Origin of the sequence: Geminicoccus flavidas, from assembly GCF_009806515.1 — a bacterium.
Classification (GTDB): Bacteria; Pseudomonadota; Alphaproteobacteria; order Geminicoccales; family Geminicoccaceae; genus Geminicoccus; species Geminicoccus flavidus.
The window spans coordinates 1-17,792 of sequence record NZ_WUJP01001017.1 but is presented as its reverse complement, the minus strand read 5'-3'; the positions used below and the strand labels follow the sequence as shown (position 1 = coordinate 17,792).

The 17,792-nt window shown below is 64.6% G+C and carries 17 protein-coding genes and 1 pseudogene; 2 read left to right on the top strand and 16 right to left on the bottom strand.

Going from position 1 to position 17,792, the window contains the following annotated elements; translation table 11 throughout:
- Window positions 1-21 precede the first annotated feature (21 nt).
- From EQG76_RS29055 to EQG76_RS28990, 14 genes are all read right to left on the bottom strand, one after another.
- Window positions 22-1,266, bottom strand: a complete 1,245-nt coding sequence (locus EQG76_RS29055; protein ID WP_159718694.1) for a Gfo/Idh/MocA family protein — start codon at window positions 1,264-1,266, stop codon at window positions 22-24.
- Window positions 1,263-2,306, bottom strand: a complete 1,044-nt coding sequence (locus EQG76_RS29050) for a LacI family DNA-binding transcriptional regulator (protein WP_159718693.1) — start codon at window positions 2,304-2,306, stop codon at window positions 1,263-1,265. Before EQG76_RS29050 ends, EQG76_RS29055 begins: the two co-directional genes overlap by 4 nt.
- Window positions 2,307-2,308: 2 nt before the next feature.
- A complete protein-coding gene (locus tag EQG76_RS29045; protein WP_159718692.1) occupies window positions 2,309-3,265 on the bottom strand; it encodes an ABC transporter permease in 957 nt (318 codons plus the stop codon).
- Entirely contained in the window at window positions 3,265-4,221 is a 957-nt protein-coding gene (locus EQG76_RS29040; protein ID WP_159718691.1) for an ABC transporter permease, read from the bottom strand. Before EQG76_RS29040 ends, EQG76_RS29045 begins: the two co-directional genes overlap by 1 nt.
- Window positions 4,218-5,720, bottom strand: a complete 1,503-nt coding sequence (locus EQG76_RS29035) for a sugar ABC transporter ATP-binding protein (RefSeq protein ID WP_159718690.1) — start codon at window positions 5,718-5,720, stop codon at window positions 4,218-4,220. Before EQG76_RS29035 ends, EQG76_RS29040 begins: the two co-directional genes overlap by 4 nt.
- 58 nt (window positions 5,721-5,778) lie before the next feature.
- Window positions 5,779-6,795, bottom strand: coding sequence for an ABC transporter substrate-binding protein (locus EQG76_RS29030; RefSeq protein ID WP_407925583.1), 1,017 nt, complete (start codon window positions 6,793-6,795; stop codon window positions 5,779-5,781).
- 731 nt (window positions 6,796-7,526) lie between these two features.
- Complete coding sequence (locus EQG76_RS29025) at window positions 7,527-7,673, bottom strand: transposase (RefSeq protein WP_407925584.1); 147 nt, start codon at window positions 7,671-7,673, stop codon at window positions 7,527-7,529.
- Between the two features lie 76 nt (window positions 7,674-7,749).
- Complete coding sequence (gene aztD, locus EQG76_RS29020) at window positions 7,750-8,961, bottom strand: zinc metallochaperone AztD (protein WP_200841223.1); 1,212 nt, start codon at window positions 8,959-8,961, stop codon at window positions 7,750-7,752.
- A gap of 82 nt (window positions 8,962-9,043) precedes the next feature.
- Window positions 9,044-10,015, bottom strand: a complete 972-nt coding sequence (gene aztC, locus EQG76_RS29015) for a zinc ABC transporter substrate-binding protein AztC (RefSeq protein WP_159718696.1) — start codon at window positions 10,013-10,015, stop codon at window positions 9,044-9,046.
- A 74-nt stretch (window positions 10,016-10,089) separates the two neighbouring features.
- Complete coding sequence (locus EQG76_RS29010) at window positions 10,090-10,539, bottom strand: Fur family transcriptional regulator (protein ID WP_159718688.1); 450 nt, start codon at window positions 10,537-10,539, stop codon at window positions 10,090-10,092.
- 44 nt (window positions 10,540-10,583) lie between these two features.
- Entirely contained in the window at window positions 10,584-11,822 is a 1,239-nt protein-coding gene (zigA, locus tag EQG76_RS29005; protein ID WP_159718687.1) for a zinc metallochaperone GTPase ZigA, read from the bottom strand.
- A 580-nt stretch (window positions 11,823-12,402) separates the two neighbouring features.
- Window positions 12,403-13,290, bottom strand: a complete 888-nt coding sequence (locus tag EQG76_RS29000) for a nickel/cobalt transporter (RefSeq protein ID WP_159718686.1) — start codon at window positions 13,288-13,290, stop codon at window positions 12,403-12,405.
- The gene (locus EQG76_RS28995; protein ID WP_159718685.1) at window positions 13,275-13,886 is read right to left on the bottom strand and encodes a DUF1007 family protein; all 612 of its coding nucleotides are present in this window, start codon (window positions 13,884-13,886) and stop codon (window positions 13,275-13,277) included. The genes EQG76_RS29000 and EQG76_RS28995 overlap by 16 nt, the downstream gene beginning before the upstream one ends.
- 668 nt (window positions 13,887-14,554) lie before the next feature.
- Window positions 14,555-14,779, bottom strand: a complete 225-nt coding sequence (locus tag EQG76_RS28990) for a phenolic acid decarboxylase (protein ID WP_159718683.1) — start codon at window positions 14,777-14,779, stop codon at window positions 14,555-14,557.
- A gap of 20 nt (window positions 14,780-14,799) precedes the next feature.
- Between EQG76_RS28990 and EQG76_RS33780 the strand changes: the two are divergent.
- Both EQG76_RS33780 and EQG76_RS28980 read left to right on the top strand, forming a co-directional pair.
- Window positions 14,800-15,009 (top strand): annotated as a pseudogene (locus EQG76_RS33780) (recombinase family protein); the annotation flags it as partial.
- 18 nt (window positions 15,010-15,027) lie between these two features.
- On the top strand, window positions 15,028-15,705 hold the full coding sequence (locus EQG76_RS28980; RefSeq protein WP_159718682.1) for a DUF2161 domain-containing phosphodiesterase: 678 nt from the start codon (window positions 15,028-15,030) through the stop codon (window positions 15,703-15,705).
- 613 nt (window positions 15,706-16,318) lie between these two features.
- On the opposite strand, the gene EQG76_RS28975 is transcribed toward EQG76_RS28980, so the two are convergent.
- Together EQG76_RS28975 and EQG76_RS28970 are read right to left on the bottom strand one after the other, a co-directional pair.
- Window positions 16,319-17,395, bottom strand: a complete 1,077-nt coding sequence (locus EQG76_RS28975; protein WP_159718681.1) for a siderophore-interacting protein — start codon at window positions 17,393-17,395, stop codon at window positions 16,319-16,321.
- Window positions 17,388-17,792: iron chelate uptake ABC transporter family permease subunit (locus EQG76_RS28970; RefSeq protein ID WP_159718680.1), on the bottom strand; the 405-nt coding region annotated here is incomplete at its 5' end. The genes EQG76_RS28975 and EQG76_RS28970, both read right to left, overlap by 8 nt.

Below are 17,792 nucleotides of genomic sequence, written 5' to 3'. Positions count from 1 at the left end.
TGCCGAGCACAGGCCGGTTAGCTATGCCGGCCGCGCTACGGCCGGCACGTATTCGGTGAGATCCTCATCCCCAACGTTGACCGTGCGCTGCGTTTCGGCGGACTTGTAGAGTGCCATCAGCATCTCCACGACGGCTACGCCGTCGTGGAAGCTTTCCATCGGCGTCCGACCGGTCCGGAAGCACTCAACCATGTGCCGGTTCTCGTCCGTGTAGCCATAAACACCGGCCTCGTCCTCCAGGATCGGCATCAGGCCCTGTTCGGCGTTCTGCTTTTCGACCAGGTCCTCGCCCTCGGACCCATTCACCTGCCGCGACATGAAGATCCGCAGCGGCGTGTTCAGGGACGAGAACTCCAACGCGTACTCCGGCCCCAGCAGTTCCAGCTGGATGCGCAGCCCGGCACCCACGTAGGCCCAGGAGGTGGTTGCTTCCACCACCACCTCCTGGCCATCCGGATCGACGAAGGTCAGCATGCCGCGGGCGAAATCCTCGGCTGGCCGTCGCGCATAATCGACCGCCGCACCCATGCGCCGCTTCAGATCCTCGACATAATGCGGCCGGGCCCATTTCAGCGTGGCTACCGTGCCGGTGGCGCTCTTCAGTTTCAGCGAGTCGCGCGATGCGCCCGGAGGCGTCAGCAGGAACCGGCCAACCTCGACCGAGTGGCACATCATGTCAAGCAGGACGCCACCGCCCTGCTGCTGGCCCTGCCAGAACCAGGGCTCGTGCGGGCCACTATGCTCCTCGGCGGCACGCGCGAGGTAAGGCCGCCCAGCCGCCGGCACAGCCCGGCGCCAGATGATCTCCTTGCCCCGCATCACGGCGGTCGAGAACAGCTGGTTCTCGAGATAGCCGTGGTTGAGTCCAGCCTCCTCGACGAGGCGGAGCATTTCCTTGGCCTCACGCAGCGTGCGCGCGAGCGGCTTCTCGCAGGCGACCGCGAACACCCGGGAGGCGCCACTTTGTACCGTCTCCGCAATCACCTGCATCGTGGCGAGCCGCGTGTGGTTGGGCGACAGGATCCAGACCGCGTCGACTTCGTCGGACAATAGCAGCGCCTGCAGATTCTCATGAGGTGTACAGCTGCCGAGGCCCAACTCAGCCACCGTGTCGGCGAACGCCTGCCGCTTGGCGGGTGTCGGGCTATAGACCGCGGTGACCTCGACGTTGCGCACGCCCACCAGCGACTTCAGATGGAAATGCGCGATGAAGCCTGCGCCGATGAAGCCTACGCGCAGGATCTTCCGTGTCTCGAACGTGCTCATGGCGCTTCCTTGGTTGGGAGCGGTGCGTCGCTCGGATGAGCAAGCGAGGGCTTGGTCGTGCCGCGGCGAACCAGTTCAACATCAACGCAGATGCTGGACCGCTGCGGCTTGCGGCCCGACAGGATCTCGATCATCAGCTCCATCGCCCGGCCGCCGATCTCGCGGCGGTGCTGACGGACCGTGGTGAGCGGCGGGTCGCAGGCCTCGGCAAAGATCGAGTCGTCGAAGCCGACCACCGACACGTCTTCCGGCACCCGCTGACCACGCGCCCGAAGCTCGTTGATGGCGCCGACCGCCATGGCGTCGCTGCTGGCGAAGATGGCGGTGAAGTCGACGCCGCGGGCAAGAAGCTCCACCACGCCCGCCCGTCCTGAAGCGAGGTGAAAGTCGCCGCGCACAATCAGGTCCGGATCCGGCTCAATCCCCGCTGCGGCTAAGCCGGAAAGATAACCTTCGTGGCGCCCCAAGCTCATGACCTCGGGTGTAGGACCAGTCAGGTGCGCGATCCGGCGGTGGCCGAGCCCGACCAGATGATCGACCGCCTGCTTTGCCGCAGCTTGATTGTCGATGGTGACAGTCGGCAGGTCCGCCTCCGGGATGAACTCGAGTGCCACGACGATCGGGGGGAGGGCGGATGGCTTTGGCAGCGGGGAAGGCAGCCAACCAGTCATCAGGATCAGGCCATCCGCCTGGCGCCGCCGGACCATCTCTACATAATGCCCGACCCTGGCGGCCTCGTTGCGAGCATCACCCATCAGGACCCGATAGCCGGCCGCGAACGCGATCTCCTCCACGCCCTTGAAGATGTCGAGATAGAAGGGGTTGGAGATATCGCGGACCAGCAAGATCACCGTACGGGTCGCACGGCGGCGGAACTGTACCGCCTGTGCGTTCGGCACGAAGTCTAAGGCCGCCACCGCGGCCAGGACCTTCTCGCGGGTGCCGGGTCGCACCGCGTTCGGTCTCGCCAGGGCGCGCGAGACCGTGGCTATGGACACGCCGGCATACTTTGCGACGCTACGGATGGTGGAGACCGTCACGGCTAGATCCGCAGCTGCTTCTGCCGGCCGTAGAGCAGCATCAGGCCGAGCAGCACGGCACCGAAGATGATCTGCCGTCCCCAGAACTCGAGCTGCAGGGTCGTCAGCACGCTTTGCAGGAGGGTCAGGGCGATCGCCCCCAGCACCACGCCGAAGTAGTTGCCGGACCCACCGGCCAGCGACACCCCGCCGATCACCACCGCGATGATCGAGGGCAGCACATACTGGTCGCCAACGCTGATAAAGCTGTTGCCGGTGTAGCCGATCACGCAGACCCCAGTGAGCCCGGCAAACAGGCCCGACAGGCCGTAGAGAATCGTGCGGAGCAGGCTGGTCGGCATCCCGGTCAGGGCCGCGGCGCGCTCATTCGAGCCCATGGCGTAGACGGCGTAGCCGAAGCTGGTCCGCCGGAGCAGGAACCACATGACAAACGCGATCAGCGCCCAGACGAACAGGATGCCAGGAAACCCCAGCAGCAGCGGCTGATTGACGAAGCCCATGAGCATCGGCGCGGCATTGCCGGATGGCGCCCCGCGGGAAAGCACGACCAGACCACCCTGGACGACGCCCATCATGCCAAGCGTCATTACCAGTGGGGGGATACGCAAGAGGGTAACACCCAGGCCGTTCACGATCCCGATCGCGAAGGTCACGCCGCCGGCGGCCAGGACAGCGGGCAGGATGGCCCCGTTGACACCGTCCATCACGTTGCCGGCCGTAAACGCGCCGAGCGAGATCAGCACGCCCACGGATAGGTCGATGCCCTCGCGCCCGCCAATCACCACGAGGCTCTGCCCGGCCGCGACGATCCCGAGGATCGCGGAGACGGTCAGGAGCCGGGTGACCTGGTCGCCGCGGGCGAAACCCGGCGAAAGCAGCTCACCTCCTGCCAGGAGAATCAGGATGGCGATCGACGCCAGAACCAGCGGCTCGGCGAGGAGGGTCTTGATCCTAGCCATCACCACCTCTGGCGTCCTGCCATCAGCACGCCGCCTGCAAGGGCAGCGAGCGTGATCAGTCCCTGGACGAGGGTCTGGTACTCGAACGGCAGGCCGGCGAAGAAGATCACGTTGCCGATCATGCCGAGCACGAGGGCGCCCAGAACCGAGCCCAACGCGCTGCCCGAGCCGCCGGCGAGCGCGGTGCCGCCCAGCACCACCGCAGAGATCGAGGACAGGGCCAGCATCCGGCCCATCAGCGGATCGCCGCTGGCGGTCTCGCCGGTCAGGCACAGGCTGGCAAAGGCCGAGAACAGGCCAGCCAGGACGTAGCCCTGGATCCGGATGCGCGCCACCGGCAGACCCGTCTGGAAGGCGCCGGTACGCGAGCCGCCCACGGCTGCCAGATGGGTCAGGAATGGCCGCCAGGATAGCAGTGCCACGAGCAACAGAGTCGCTGCGAGGATCCAGAGCGTGACCGGCAGACCCAGCAGGCTGCCGGCATAGGTCCGCCAGTAGGGAGTCGGTACCGGCAGGCCCGCCGTCGGCAGCACGCGTAACGCCAGCCCACTGAAGATGATCCCGGTCGCAAACGTCGTGACGATCGGCTGGAAGCGCATCACCGCCACGAGGAAGCCGTTGAACAGCCCGCAGGCCATCCCCGTCAGCACGCCAGCCAAAAGGCCGAGCAGCACCGCACCCACGCCGTTGCCAATGGCGGCGATCACCGTGACCGTCACCACGTTCACGAGCGCGATGATGGCCCCGACCGACAGGTCGATATCACCCGCCAGCACCACATAGGTCTGGCCGATGGCGACCAGCACCAACGGCAGGAACACTGTCAGGTTCGACTTGAGCACGGTGCCGGTGAACAGGTTGGGCTGCAGCACCGCGTTGACCACGACCAGCACGAGCAGGGCGAGCAGGGTCACGAGCCATCTGTGGCCACGCAGGAACGTCGACATGCCGGTCATGCCGCATCCCCGTAGGCGGCACGGGTGAGGTGGAGGGCGGTCATGGTGCTGCCCGAGAGCTCGGCGGCGATCGTACCCCCGTTGAACACGAGGATCCGGTTGCAGAGGCCCAGGAGTTCTGCGTCCTCCGAACTGTAAAACAGGATGCTGGTACCTTCCGCGGCAAGGTGCTGGACTAGGTCGAAGAAGTCGGCCTTGGCCGCGAGGTCGATCCCCTTGGTGGGATCGTCGAGCAGCAGCACGGCGGGCCTGGTCGCGAGCCAGCGGGCAATGAAGATCTTCTGCTGGTTGCCGCCGGAGAGTGAGCCGATCGGCGCCTCCAGACCGACATACTTGGTGTTGAGCGCCGCTGCCGCCTGCCGGAAGCGCTCCGCCAGCCTACTCGGCCAGACCAGGAACCGGCGTTCTCGGATGAAGCTGGCAGCCGCGATGTTCTCGAAGATCGAGCGCCCGTGTAGGGCTGCATCGCGCCCGCGATCGCCGGAGACGTAGGCGATGCCATGGTGGACGGCGTCGGCTGGCTTGCGCAGCCTCAGCGATGCACCATCGAGGTTCACCCTGCCCGAATCGAGCGAGTCCGCGCCGAACAGGCCGCGCAGGAGTGCTGACTGTCCCTGGCCCTGCAAGCCGCCGAGACCGAGGATCTCGCCCGGCCGGAGCGTCAGCGAAACGTCCCGGAGCCGCCTGCCCCGAGCGCGGTCGACCACTAGGCGCGGCTGCTCATTGGCCGGCCGCTCGACCTGCGGCGGATGCAGATGCTCAGTCATCGCGCCGACCATGGCGTGCACCACACGGTTCACGTCGGTTTCGGCGGCCGGATAGGTCGCCACCGTGGCGCCGTTGCGCATGACGGTGATCCGATCGCAGATCTCGAACACCTCGTCGAGCCGATGCGAGATGAAGATCATCGCGATGCTCTGCGCTTTGAGCTCGCGCAGCATGCGGAAGAAGAACTCGACCTGCCGCCGGTCGAGCGCTGCCGTCGCCTCGTCGAAGATGATCAGCCTCGGCCGCCGGGCCAGGACCTTCAGGATCTCCACGATCTGGCGCTGGTCGGGCGCCAGGTGCGCCACTGGCATGTGCAGGTCGAGCCCGCTGCCGGCGACCACCTTGAACGGGCCGAGCAGCCGGCCGGCATCATCTTCCAGCGTCCGCCGGTCGATGAAGCCTGCGCGCGTGCGCGGCTCGTGGCCCAGGAAGATGTTCTCCGCGACCGTGAGCTGCGGCACCAGGGAGAGTTCCTGGTAGAACAGGGCGATGCCGGCAGCTTCGGCGTCGGCCGGCCGCTTCGGCTCCAGGGGCGCCCCGTCGACCTCGACGCTGCCCCCGTCGCGCAGCACCGTGCCGGCGATGATCTTGCACAGCGTGCTCTTGCCACAGCCATTGGCGCCGAGCAGCGCATGGATCTCGCCCCGCTCCACGGTCAAGGCGCCGTCCGACAGGGCCACCACGGCATCGAAGCGCTTGGTGATGCCTTGCGCTTTCAGGGCAGGGGGCATGGCGAGGCCTTCAAGCCGCGCGGTCCCTGCTGCCAGGGACCGCGCGCCAGGGTCGGGATCACTTGAAGAACTGCGCCGCCTCGTCCGGCGAGAGCACCGAGGTCACCGACCAGTAGCCGGGCTTGCCCTCGGCCGCCTTCAGCGTATCGGCCAGATTGTCGTTGGAAACGAACGGGATCGGCAGGTAGATCGCGTTGTCGTACTGGCCGGTGAAGATGTCGTCCTTGAACTCCTTGCCCTGCAGGCGCAGCACGGTGACGTTCAAGGCACTCGCCATGACTCCCGGCGGATTGACCGAGGCGCCGGAATTGAGCTTCTCAGCCGACCACAGGTCCAGGAAGTCCTTACGGATCTCGCCGGTGGCCGCGATGTCGCCGGTCTTGCCGGCCGCCTGGATCGCGCGCCAGGCACCGGCCGCCATGCCGTCCTGCACCCACACGCCGTTGATGTCGGGATAGGTCGCCAGCAGGTTCTGCATGGTCTGCTGGCCCTGCGCCTGGTCCCAGTTGGCGTTGGCCTCGTTCAGCACCTTGATGTCCGGGTACTTCTCGAACACCTCGCGGTAGCCGGCGACCCGCATCTCGTTGGCGGGATGCCCGGCCACGCCGTTGATGGTCACGACATTGCCCTTGCCGCCTAGCGCATCCGCCAGCCACTGCGCCGACTTGCGCGCCCAGTCCGTCTGGTCGATGCCGACATAGATGGCGTCGGGCGAGGAGACCTCGGCGTCGGTGGCAACCACCAGGATGCCCGACTCCTTGGCCTGGGCGAACACCGGATCGAAGGCGGTCGGGCTGTTCGGGTTGATGATGATGGCGTTCACGCCCTGGTTCATGAAGTTGCGCACGGCGCCGATCTGGCCCTGCACGTCGACGTCCGAGCTCTGGATCACCAGCTCGATGTCGACGCCCTTGTCCTTCCACGCCTGCGCGGCCGCCTGGGCCTCCTCGATCATCTGGGTGCGCCACTCGCTGCCCACCCAGCCATTCGACAGCCCGATCTTGTAGGTCTCGGCGAATGCCGTGCCGCTCATCAGGGCAACGAGGCTCGCCGCCAGGATCGTGATCTTCATCAAGCGCCTCCTCCATCGGGCTGCGACCACACTCCTGCTGACGGCGCAGGGAAGAGGACGCCCCTGATCTGTTATCGGAGAATGTAACCGGTTACTTTTTGCGTCAACTGCGGCATGTTCCGCGCCGTACTCCCCTGTGATGATGCAGGAGTGGTCCTGGCAGGAGGGTGCCAGAACATGCTGCTATCGCGGCGGCGAGCGCAAGCAATGTCGATGGTCCTGATCATAAGCGCGGGGATGGCCTGTCCCGTCGAGGCGCTCGTCTTGTTAAGGCCGGTTCATCTATAGTAGTCCTGGAAGGATCAAGAATGACCATGTGCAACGTGGGTGACGCCTCATGCAGGAACCTTGCTGAGGTAGCTACTACAAGACATCTCATGCCGATGCCGATCCACAGCATGTACTCGATCTAGATTTGGGCGCGCTGGAGGATACCCGGCTGCCACCTCCCTCCTTCGTGCTCTGCACCTGTCGTGGCTTGGCCCTTGTTTTGTTGAATACGCTCTGCCCCGTGTTGCTCTGTTACGCTGGCGGACCTGCCAAGCGCTACTCTACGACGCCTCAAGCACCCGAATGCGGATCGTCTGGCCACCGACGCTGCCTGATTCTACGCCTGACCGGCACCCGCAACAGCCATGCGGATCGGCTGGTGGAAGCGCTGACTCTAGTGTGGGAAATATAGGACTTCGATCTGCTGGCCGATGAGATCCTGCCGCCCTTCCGAGCTAAAGAGGCTAAGAGCTGCTGTACTTCGAGCACCAATTGTAGAACCTCAGCTCGCTGATCCCGTACTTCCGGCAGAGATCAGCGGCGCTCGTGCCTGCTTGGTGCAGTTTTAGAGTGCCGATGATCTGCTGCTCATTGAGCCTCGGTCGGGAAATAGACAGGTCTTAAAGTAAGGCTTCTCAGGGATGACAGGCTATTATCGGATGTACATCAGCCACCTAAGTGAAACGCCTACTCATGTCCGTGTACCTTTCCGGCACCACCAACAGAGACAATGTTGAACGGCTTGCCGTCGACCCCGATCTCATCTGCCTTAGTGAAGCTTTCCGCGTTCACCAGGTGCAGTTTGCCATTCAGCGGATCGGTGACGACCACCTGATCGCCGGCAACGGCGAGGCGTGGTCGCGGATCGCTCCAGTGCCCGTCCATGGAGTAGGGATCGGTCAGCCTCAGCGACTGCACGATCTTGCCGTCGAGCACGTCGACCTTGTGCAGCTGCCCATCTTCCGTGACGACATAGGCGAACCGTGTCCGGATCGGATCAACCACGAAGTGGACCCGGCGGGTGGGCAGTTGCACGAGCTTGAAGCCGCTATCGCCTTGCGACGGATCGACCACCACGATGCGATCAGGACCGTAATTGCCGATGAAGTACTGCAGCCCCTTGCCGCCGATAAGGGTCGAGGAGCTGCCTTCCGGCAAGGAGGCCGAATAAGGAAGATGCCGGATCTGCGGAACGCCGCTCTCCTGGGTAACGAGCAGAAGCCCCGTGTCGCAAGCGAGCGCATAGAGGCTGCCGGAGCCGGCAGAGCCATGAAGGCCAGGGCAGGCTGCGTCCTCGCCGACCTGGTTACCGTTGAAGTCTACGATGCGTGCTCCGATCGGCCGCTTGGAGGCATCCTCGGGGTTCGGGACCGAGACAACGGCATGGTTCTGATAAGGCACGGCGACGCCATGGTGCGGCGCGCCAACATTGGCGGTACGGACCTCGGCATTGCCGTCCAGGATCGCTCGCTCGGTGAAGAACCGCGCCGCATCCTCTCCATCGAACCATTGGGCGACATTGCCCTGCAGCTCAACGAAGTGGGCGGGCTTGGCGCCAACGAACTCGACATCGAGCAGCTTGGCATCCTCGACCTCGATGTCGCCATGATCTCCGTGATCGTGGAAGCTGATGCCCGTCGAGATTGCTGAGACCACGCCGGCATCGCCCTGCACGGCGAACACGGTCTCGCCGCTTTCGGTACGATAGAGCGAAGCTGGCCCCTTGATCTGGAACGTGTCGAGCTTCTGCTGGTCGACTGCATCGATCACCGTCACCTTCGGATCCGCGTGATCCGAGACGAAGAGGCGCCAGGCACTCACCTCCTCTGCATGGGTCACGCTTGCCGATAGCGACATGAACAGCGCGATGGTCGTGGCGGACACCAAGCTAGCCTTCACGGTAGTCTCCTACTTGTTGTTGTATGATGAGCTTCGGTCGAGAAAGGCACAGCACTTGCCTCTGCAGTCGCGCACCCGGCGCTCAGCTTCCGAGGCTGGCGCCTTTGATGGTCGTCATGTTGTACCGCATCATGTCGATATAGGTTGCAGCCGGGCCGCTATGATCAGACAGCGCATCCGAGTAAAGTTCACCACCGATCGTCAGGCCAGTTTCTCTTGCGATCTGCTCGATCAGCTTGGAATTAGCAATGTTCTCCATGAAGATGGCCGACGCCTTGTCTTCCTTGATCTGCCTGATCAGTGCAGCGACATCGGCTGCCGAAGCCTCGGATTCGGTGGAGACACCTTCCGGCGCCAGAAAAGTGAGCCCGTACTCGTGTTTGAAATAGCCAAAGGCATCGTGCGAGGTGATGACCGTGCGCTTGTCCTCAGGAAGCTCCGCCATGGCGGCCCTGATCTCTACGTCTAATGCCTTGAGCTGCTCGCCATAGGCCTGTGCGTTGGCCCGGTAGGCATCGCAGCCGGCCGCATCGGCAGCGCAGAAGGCATCGGCGATGTTCGCCACATAGATCTCGGCATTGGGCACCGACTGCCAGGCATGGGGATCGAACTCACCATGGTGATGGTGGCCGTGGGCATCCTCATGCCCGTGCTCATGACCACCGGTGGTGTCGTCATGATCGTGCTGATGGTCTTCCTCGGCGTTGCGGAGCAGTTCGACGCCCTTCGTCAGCTCGACAACAGCGGCTGTCGTGCCACTCGCTTCCACGAGGCGTCGGAGGAAGCCTTCGAACTGGAGACCGTTGACCAGCACCACATCGGCGGCGCCAACGGCGATGGCATCGGCCGGCTTCGGTTCGTAGACATGGGCGTCACCGTTCGGACCAACCAACGAGGTGATGCCGATCCGGTCGCCGCCGACATTCTTCGCGAAGTCGGCAATGATCGAGAAGCTCGCTACCACCTTCAGGTGCTGATCGGTGGCTGAAGCTTGGTTACTTGCCGCAGCGAGGATGCCAAGCGCTGCCAAGCCGAGCAGATGTCGGCGTATCATCATGGGACAAGGACTCCGAGTTATGGGCAGGGGCCTGCAGGCCGTGTTGCGCGGAGAGCCGGTTCAGGTAGGGACTAGCTGCTGCAGGCCAGGCGCCGGTGCCTGCGCGGCGAACATGTCTCCGTCTGCGACGGGTGCGAGGCAGACAGTTCCACCTGATCAGCGCAGCATCGGCAGGGACCTTCGACTTCAACATCGTTGCGGGCGATCTTGAAGCCGGAGGCCTGCGCCTCTTCGGCCAGTTGCACATCTAGCTGCGGCGCCAGTTTCTCTTCGACCGCATCACAATGCCCGCAGATCAGAAACAGGCGGGTGCTGGCGATGCCTGGATGGCGGGTGGCGATGTAGCAGTCCCTGCGTTCCACCCGCACGACCAGCCCTTGTTGTATCAGCCGGCTGAGGGCTTGATAGAGGGTCGGTGGGGAAACGCCCCGCTTCAGCTTCTCCGACAGCATCCGTACAAGCGTGTACGCGCCGATCGGCCGTTCATTCTCGCGCAGGAGGTCGAGAAGGACACGGTGCAAGGCAGGTATTGCGATCCTGCCCTCTCTACTGGCTGGCTGGACCATCACGCCGCCACCCGCTGCCAGCTGGGAAATGGGTCGGGCAGGTGCTTGAACTGGCCAGGATCGAAGCCAAACGCATCCTCCTCGCCAACCAGGCAGCTATCCAAGGCTGCTTCGATCGCGGCGCGGTCCAGGTCCTGGCCGATGAAGACCAGTTCCTGACGGCGGTCCCCCCAGCCGGGAGCCCAATGCTGCTGGAGCTGGTTCCGCCAAGTCGGATCGTCCGGCCACTGCCGGCGCGGCACGGCCGCCCACCAAATGCCCAGCGGCTCGGTCCGACAGATGGCACCTGCCAGGCTCATCTCGCCGACATAAGCGGGTTGTGTCGCCAGCCAGAACAAGCCCTTGGCCCGGATCAGGCCTGGCCACGTCGTGGCCAGGAACTCGCTGAAGCGGTGCGGGTGGAGCGGCCGGCGCGCGCGGTAGACGAAGCTTGAGACGCCATACTCTTCGGTCTCGGGAACATGATCGGCAAAGCCGTTCAGCTCCTTGTACCAAAGGGGATGCTCATGCGCCCTGGCGAAGTCGAACCGGCCGGTGTTGAGCACCTCGTCCAGCGGCACTCGGGCAAAGTCGGTCTCGATCACGCGCGCGTCGGGATTGAGCCCGCGGATCACCGCACGGACCGGCGCAAGCTGGTCCTTTGGAACCAGGGAGACCTTGTTCAGGACGATCACATCAGCGAACTCGATCTGATCGACCAGCAGATCAACCAGATTGCGGGTGTCGCCCTCACCAGCGATCTCGCCCAGATCCGCCAGGAAGTCGCTGCTGGCGTAGTCGCGCAGCAGGTTCGCCGCATCGACCACGGTCACCATCGTGTCTAGCCGGGCCACGTCCGAAAGCGCGCGGTCGTTCTCGTCGCGAAACTCAAACGTGGCGGCGACCGGCAGCGGCTCGGCGATGCCGGTGCCTTCGATGACCAGATAATCGAACCGCCCTTCTGCGGCGAGACGCGCCACTTCCTTCAGCAGGTCGTCGCGCAGCGTGCAGCAGATGCAGCCGTTGGTCATCTCGACCAGCTTCTCCTCGGTGCGGGAGAGGCCGCCGCTCTCACGCACCAGTGCTACGTCGACGTTCACCTCAGACATGTCGTTGACGATGGCCGCGACGCGCCGGCCCTCGCGATTGTGCAGGATGTGGTTGAGCAGCGTCGTTTTGCCTGCACCCAGGAAGCCGGAGAGCACGGTTACCGGCAGCCGTGAGGGAAGCCGTTGTTCGGGCGCCAGTTTGCGCAGCATGCTGCATACCTTGCGATGGAAGGAGGAACCGCAGAGTCGGCCAGTGCAGTATAGCAACGTTATAACGTTGCATATCATAGGCCGCAATGAGCTTTCCACGCTATGGCTCAGGCACCGTCTATCCAGCTGTTCCGGTTCCTCCTGACCGGACGGTGCTACCTGAGTTGCAGGGAATGGCCTTGGGATCCTGCGTCACGTACAGGCGACGCAGCCTCGTCTCGGAAGCGTCGGCCAGCGTCCGTGCTGACATCCTCAGCGGCCCGGCCGGAACAACGTTCAGGTAGGTAAGCGGCTGTCGCCAGGGTCACCACCGGCGCGGTGATCGAGCGGGTCAAGTCTATTCAGGCTCAGCTGTTCGGGCGGGCCATGGGGATGCTTGCCTTGGCCTCCACATGCATGAAGTCAGTCGCAATGCTGGCGAGTTGAGCGGCAGAGCCCGGCCGACACTAGGCAACGATAGAGCAGGGTGTGGTAAATGTCGGCCATTCAGGGAAGTCGTGCTACAGGTCTACACAGTTAGGCGAACACTGTAGATTACGCCGGCCGCCTAATGATGCCTACGATCATCCGGGATGCTTGGTCATGACAGGGCGGCCCCGCCAAGTAGGATGAGGCCAAAGCCGGTGACGAGGACGGCGCCTGCCAGATCCAGTGCCTGCTCGGCCCGCCCGCTTCGCCCGGAGCGCCAGACCAGCAGCCGGTTCAGACCAATGGCTCCCAGACCCAGCATGGTCATGGTGAGCGTCATGCCGAGCGCGATCGCCGCTACCAGCAGGTAGCCGGTCCACAACACATCGTTCGCAAGCGCGAAGCTCAGGATCAGGATTGAGCCGGTACATGGTACCAGGCCCACTGCCACGGCCAGCAGACCGTTCTCGCGCTGGCTTCCAGGCATGGCCGGCGGCGGGACGCCAGTCGGTCCGGCCAGATGGGCTCGGACCAGCGCACTTCCGGGTTTAGCCGGCAATGGTACCGCAGGGGGGCGCAGGCGGCGGAACGCCTGAGTTAGCATCCATAGGCCGGTCACGGTCAGGATCGCGTAGGCGATGATCCGAATTGCCGGCAGTTCGGTTGGAACACCACTAAAGGTGCGGCGCAGCAGGAAGTCAGCAAAACCCACCACCACGACCGCCGAGACGACATGCATGGTGCCGATTCGAGCTGCCATCAGAAAGCCATACCAGGGACGGGCATTGCGGGTGGCGAAGTAGCTGGTGATCACCAGCTTGCCGTGACCCGGCCCAATCGCGTGTATCGCACCGTAGAGGAACGCCAGCCCAATGCCGCCCACCAGAGGCAGCAGCGAGTCACCCTCCTTCAGGTCGCGCATGCCGGCCGCGACTTGACCGTTCACGTCGCGCTGGAATGTGAGCCAAGTCGACACCAGCGTCGGCCCCAGCGATTGCCAGAGCAGGACGGTGCCGCCAATCGCCAGGACCAGACAAGCCGCGGTCAGGACGAGACGCATGTCAGCCGGATCACCGGAGGATGAAACAGGCCGCCCAGCAGTTCGAAATCCGAGTCGACGCCGACTTCGGCACTACAGGCGGAGGTTCCGTCAAAGTCGACTGCCTCTGGCCCGGCCAACCCGATGTCGACGTAGAAGGTCTCCTCGTAGAGCGCCAGACGGATACCATCCGCGAGTGACACCGGCTCGAGCAGCGGCAGCGTGAAGTGATAAGTGACGAAATGGCTATCCGGATTAATGGTGGCGACAAGGCCGGTAGCCGTCTGCAGTGGGATACGCCGCTCCCCCACCCGTAGGTCACTCAGATAGTCGGTCTCTGCTAGCAAGGAGAAAGCCTCATCTGCCAATCGAGTCGTCTCCTCCGTCGAGAAGCGGCCATCCCCGTCGCCATCGAATTCGGTGGTCAGGAACTCACTGAACAGCTCGTCGAAGCGCCAGACATGTCGGATCTCACGCAACTGGCCCTCCGAGGCGGCGAAGGTAATCTCTGCAGTGATCCAGACATGCGGGTGAGCCTGCGCCGGAGTACATGCTAGGAAGAAGGGAAGCGCCAGGGCTAACGCTCTTATGCCTGAGTTTCCGCCGCTCTCCCTCATAGCGCACAAGCGCGGCACAGGCCGCCCAGCTGGTTGGTTACCAGTTCGACCACCTCGCCGCAGCTGTGGCACTGGCGAATGGCGCTGCTGTGCAGCTTGTTGGGGTGCGGGCAGCCGATGAAGGCATTCAGGCCGGTCGGCCCTGGCCGGCACATCGGCGACGCAGTGCTGATGATCTTGGTCGTGGGAATGCGGTTGGCTGGCCATGCTGGCTGTAACAATAAGGTCGATCCGCACCGATGTCAGGCACACAGCCAGCTTCGAGCCTCCCTAGGAAGCCGATGGCCTACGACAGGGACCAGTGCCCTCGTGTTGCCTCGGTAGCTGGCTGGTCTAGCTCTCGGTCTCAGGTACTCTAAGCGCCGCCTGCATCTCTACCACCGTTCGCCCAGCCTGCAGCTCGCGGCCTCCAGCCCCTCGACCCCGTGTTGGCGCAGCAGTGTTGATCCGTCAGCACATAAGTCATCAACTCCACCCGATCTGCCACCCACCACATAGCGGATGGGGACAGATTTCAGGAGCTAAGGGGCCCTAGCTGTTCGCTGCCTGCCGCCCAGGTACCGACCAGATCATTGTCCTAGCCGACGTCGCCCCCGCATGATGAGCCTGTTCCTGGAGGTCGCCACCTAACAGCTCAAGCACGTCGGACAAGTCATGCACGCAGCGTCTCAGTTGCGTCGCGCCGCATAGCCGGGCGGCAGTTCCTCGGGTCCGCACGCGATCACCGTCTCGTCGTCGCGGCCGTGGTCCTCGACGAAGGTGATCGTGGCGAAGGAATCGATCAGCTCGATCGGATAGGTCGGCCCAGCATCGCGATAGCTGAGCATCCGGTCAATCTGCGGGTTCTGGAAGCCCACGATCCTGTGCGGTGCGTCCGCCACCCAGCGCGCCATCGGGCTCAAGGTGGTGGTGGGCGAGCGGGCGCCAGGGCGGCCGGCCGTTCAAGATGACCCCGGCCAAGCCCAAGCTGGCGCAGGCGTTCATGGGACACCAAACTGGTTGAGCTGTGACGGAGCTCGGCATCACCCGTCAGATCCTCTACCGCCATGTCGATCCTACTGGGCAGCTGCGGCCGGACGGCGCGAAGCTGTTGGCGCGCAAGGGCGGTGAGCGACCGGCCTGATCAACGGGAGCCTCAGCTTTGGAGACCTTGCTCTACCTGCCGGTCAAACGCTTCCTGGAAGGGCTCGGCTACACCGTCAAAGGCGAGATCGGCGGGTGCGATCTGGTGGCGCTCAAAGGGGAGGATCTGCCGATCATGGTGATCGGTGAGCTGAAGCAGAGCTTCAATCTCGAGCTCGTCCTGCAGGGGGTCGACCGTGCGGCTGCCGCGGATGAGATCTGGCTGGCCGCGCGGCTGTCTGCCCGCGGCAAGGGGCGGGAGAGCGATTCGCGCTTTCGCCATTTGTGCCGACGCTTGGGCTTTGGCCTGCTCGGTGTCGCAGCGGATGGCGAGGTCCAGCTCCTGGTGAGCCCGACAGCCTCGCTGCCGCGCAAGGATCCCAAGCGCCGCTCCCAACTGGTCGAGGAGCATCGGCGCCGTCTGGGCGATCCGGTGATCGGCGGCGGGTCGCGCCAGCCGATCATGACCGCTTATCGGCAACGCGCTTTGGCCTGTGCGGCGGCGTTGGCCGACGAGCCGAAGCGGCCGCGGGACCTAAAGCCAGTCGTCCCGGATGCGCTCTCGATCCTGCGCCACAACGTCTATGGCTGGTTCGTGCGGGTCGAGCGGGGCGTGTATGCGCTGAGCGAGGCGGGAAAGGCGGCGCTCCTGTACTGGCCGGAGGCCGCTGAGGTCAGACAAGGACCATCCACCTAGTCGGAGTATCAGCAAACGCAGCTTAAGCTTTCGTGGTGGAAGTTTCTGCATCCGAGATAGGCACGAGATAAGGATCACGCCCGTTAGGTCGCTCAAAAGGATGTTCTTTTGGCGGCAGGCACACAGCAGCACGTCGCTCCATCTACGTCACCCTGGTGCCGGATGGCTATCTGCGTATGCCGGCCGAACTGTTTCCAGCCATCACCTCGGATGTTGCTGCGGAGCTGGTGCAAGAGTTCTTCGGTAGAGCTCCGCTCCAGCCCAGTGAACGGCTATCTCCTCCAGTTGCAGGACCGGTACTGGTCGACACTGGTGGTGCTCGTCCGCCTGCTCCTGACGGGCTCACGTGGTGCCAAGCTGCTGCTCAAGGCCGACGAGGGAGAACTGCGCATGTCGATCGACCACGGGGCGAGCTATTTCTTCGCCGCGCGATCGCCGTGGCAGCTTCGGCACGGGAGCCTGCCGGGCCCTGATCTGCGCCCGGGCCTACGGGGGCGACTGGGCATGGCCCAGCGGCGCGGCGTACTCCTCGACCGGACGCGACTGGGATGGAAAACCGGCGCCGTTGTCTGCGCAACAGGGCACGATCCAGGTCTCACCCTCGCTCAGACAGCTAGATGTCTTCCGCTTGGCCGCTCTGTCGCCAGTAGCCGGCGATGTTCAAGGCCTTGCGATCCAGCCCGCGCGCAGCGAAGTGCTGGCGGAGCGCGCGAGCCTGGGAATGTTCGCAGCCGGCGAAGACCTGGAGGCCAGTCCCCCAGGCGGAGCCATCCAGCACTGCCGCTGCGTCTTCCAAAAGAGACGTGGTGCCCGGTGGGCGACCGTTGCGGTGCAGCCAGACCAGGTCGAGCACGGCGGCCGAGGCGATCGGTTGCTCCTCGTCCGGATCCCCCACCTCGATGCGGATGGTCGCATGGGCGCTGGCGGGCAGTGCCTCGACCATCCGGGCGATCGCTGGCAGCGCGGTCTCGTCGCCAAGGAACAGGTAACGGCCGGCCACGGCATCCGGCATGCCGCCGCCTGGCCCCATCACGCCCACCGGGTCGCCCCGCTGGGCAGTCTGGGCGAAGCGGCAGCCTGGGCCTGAGCTCTCCGGATGCAGCACGAAATCCACAGCGATCTGGCGCTTTGCCCGCTCGATGCCACGGATCGTATAAACCCGTGCCGCGAGCCGGTCTGCGCCGCTTGGCCAGACGATCCGGCCGTCGGCGCGCGCATGGGGCCAGACCGGCCGGCGGCCCTTGGGGGGGATCAGTAGGCGGACGTGCAGGCCATCCTGGTCCAGGCCGTACAGATCGCCCTGGAGGAACAGACGGCGCATGTGCGGCGTGACCTGCTCCGCACCCGCCACGATCATCGCACGGAAATAGGGCAGGTCATGCCGGCTGGCGTCGTGGCCGGTCCAGGTGAAGTCCGGCACAGCATCATCGGCGAGCTCGACCAGGTGCTCAGCCAGCACCATCTTCATGACTGAGAGGGCGGTGTCGCTATGCCCCTCCGCACGCATGCGAAGGCAGGTAGCCGATGCGGTCAGCCTAGCCGTACCGAATTTGCTTTCGATCAGCGCTCCCACCACAGTCTCGGTGACCGTCGCGTGCTCGGCCAAACGGCGCGCCAGCCTGGCGAGCACCGCATGGGGTGCTGCCAGCGGCACGACCGCTTCGGCGGCAAGGTCGGACGATTCAGCCACGGCGCGCTTCTCCTTGCAGCAGGAGCCAGATCAGGTAGGGACCGCCGATCAGCGCCACGAACAGGCCGACCGGGATCTGATAGGGAAAGATGACGGTGTGGCCGAGCCAGTCGGCCAGTAGCATCAGTGCCACTCCGATCAGGACCGCAGCCAGGAGCTGCTGGAGACCGCGGCCGAAGCCGAGCAGGCGGGCAAGATGCGGGCCGACCAGGCCGACCAGGCCCAGCGGGCCGACGATCGAGGCGGCAAGTGCCGTCATGAGGGCTGCCAGCACGGCCAGCAGGAGCCGGCACAGCCGCAGCGGGACGCCCAGTCCCCGGGCCACAACACCGCCGAGCGGCAGGATATCCAGCCAGCGCGACAGAAACGGCAGGGGCAGGATCAGGAGGATGGCGCC

Bases quoted from the DNA above. Each gene is read 5' to 3' on its own strand.
- EQG76_RS29045 (WP_159718692.1), bottom strand. From the start codon at position 3,265: ATGGCTAGGATCAAGACCCTCCTCGCCGAGCCGCTGGTTCTGGCGTCG.
- EQG76_RS29000 (WP_159718686.1), bottom strand. From the start codon at position 13,290: ATGCGTCTCGTCCTGACCGCGGCTTGTCTGGTCCTGGCGATTGGCGGC.
- EQG76_RS28995 (WP_159718685.1), bottom strand. From the start codon at position 13,886: ATGAGGGAGAGCGGCGGAAACTCAGGCATAAGAGCGTTAGCCCTGGCG.
- EQG76_RS29055 (WP_159718694.1), bottom strand. From the start codon at position 1,266: ATGAGCACGTTCGAGACACGGAAGATCCTGCGCGTAGGCTTCATCGGC.
- aztC (WP_159718696.1), bottom strand. From the start codon at position 10,015: ATGATACGCCGACATCTGCTCGGCTTGGCAGCGCTTGGCATCCTCGCT.
- EQG76_RS28990 (WP_159718683.1), bottom strand. From the start codon at position 14,779: ATGGCGCGCTGGGTGGCGGACGCACCGCACAGGATCGTGGGCTTCCAG.
- EQG76_RS29035 (WP_159718690.1), bottom strand. From the start codon at position 5,720: ATGCCCCCTGCCCTGAAAGCGCAAGGCATCACCAAGCGCTTCGATGCC.
- zigA (WP_159718687.1), bottom strand. From the start codon at position 11,822: ATGCTGCGCAAACTGGCGCCCGAACAACGGCTTCCCTCACGGCTGCCG.
- EQG76_RS29040 (WP_159718691.1), bottom strand. From the start codon at position 4,221: ATGACCGGCATGTCGACGTTCCTGCGTGGCCACAGATGGCTCGTGACC.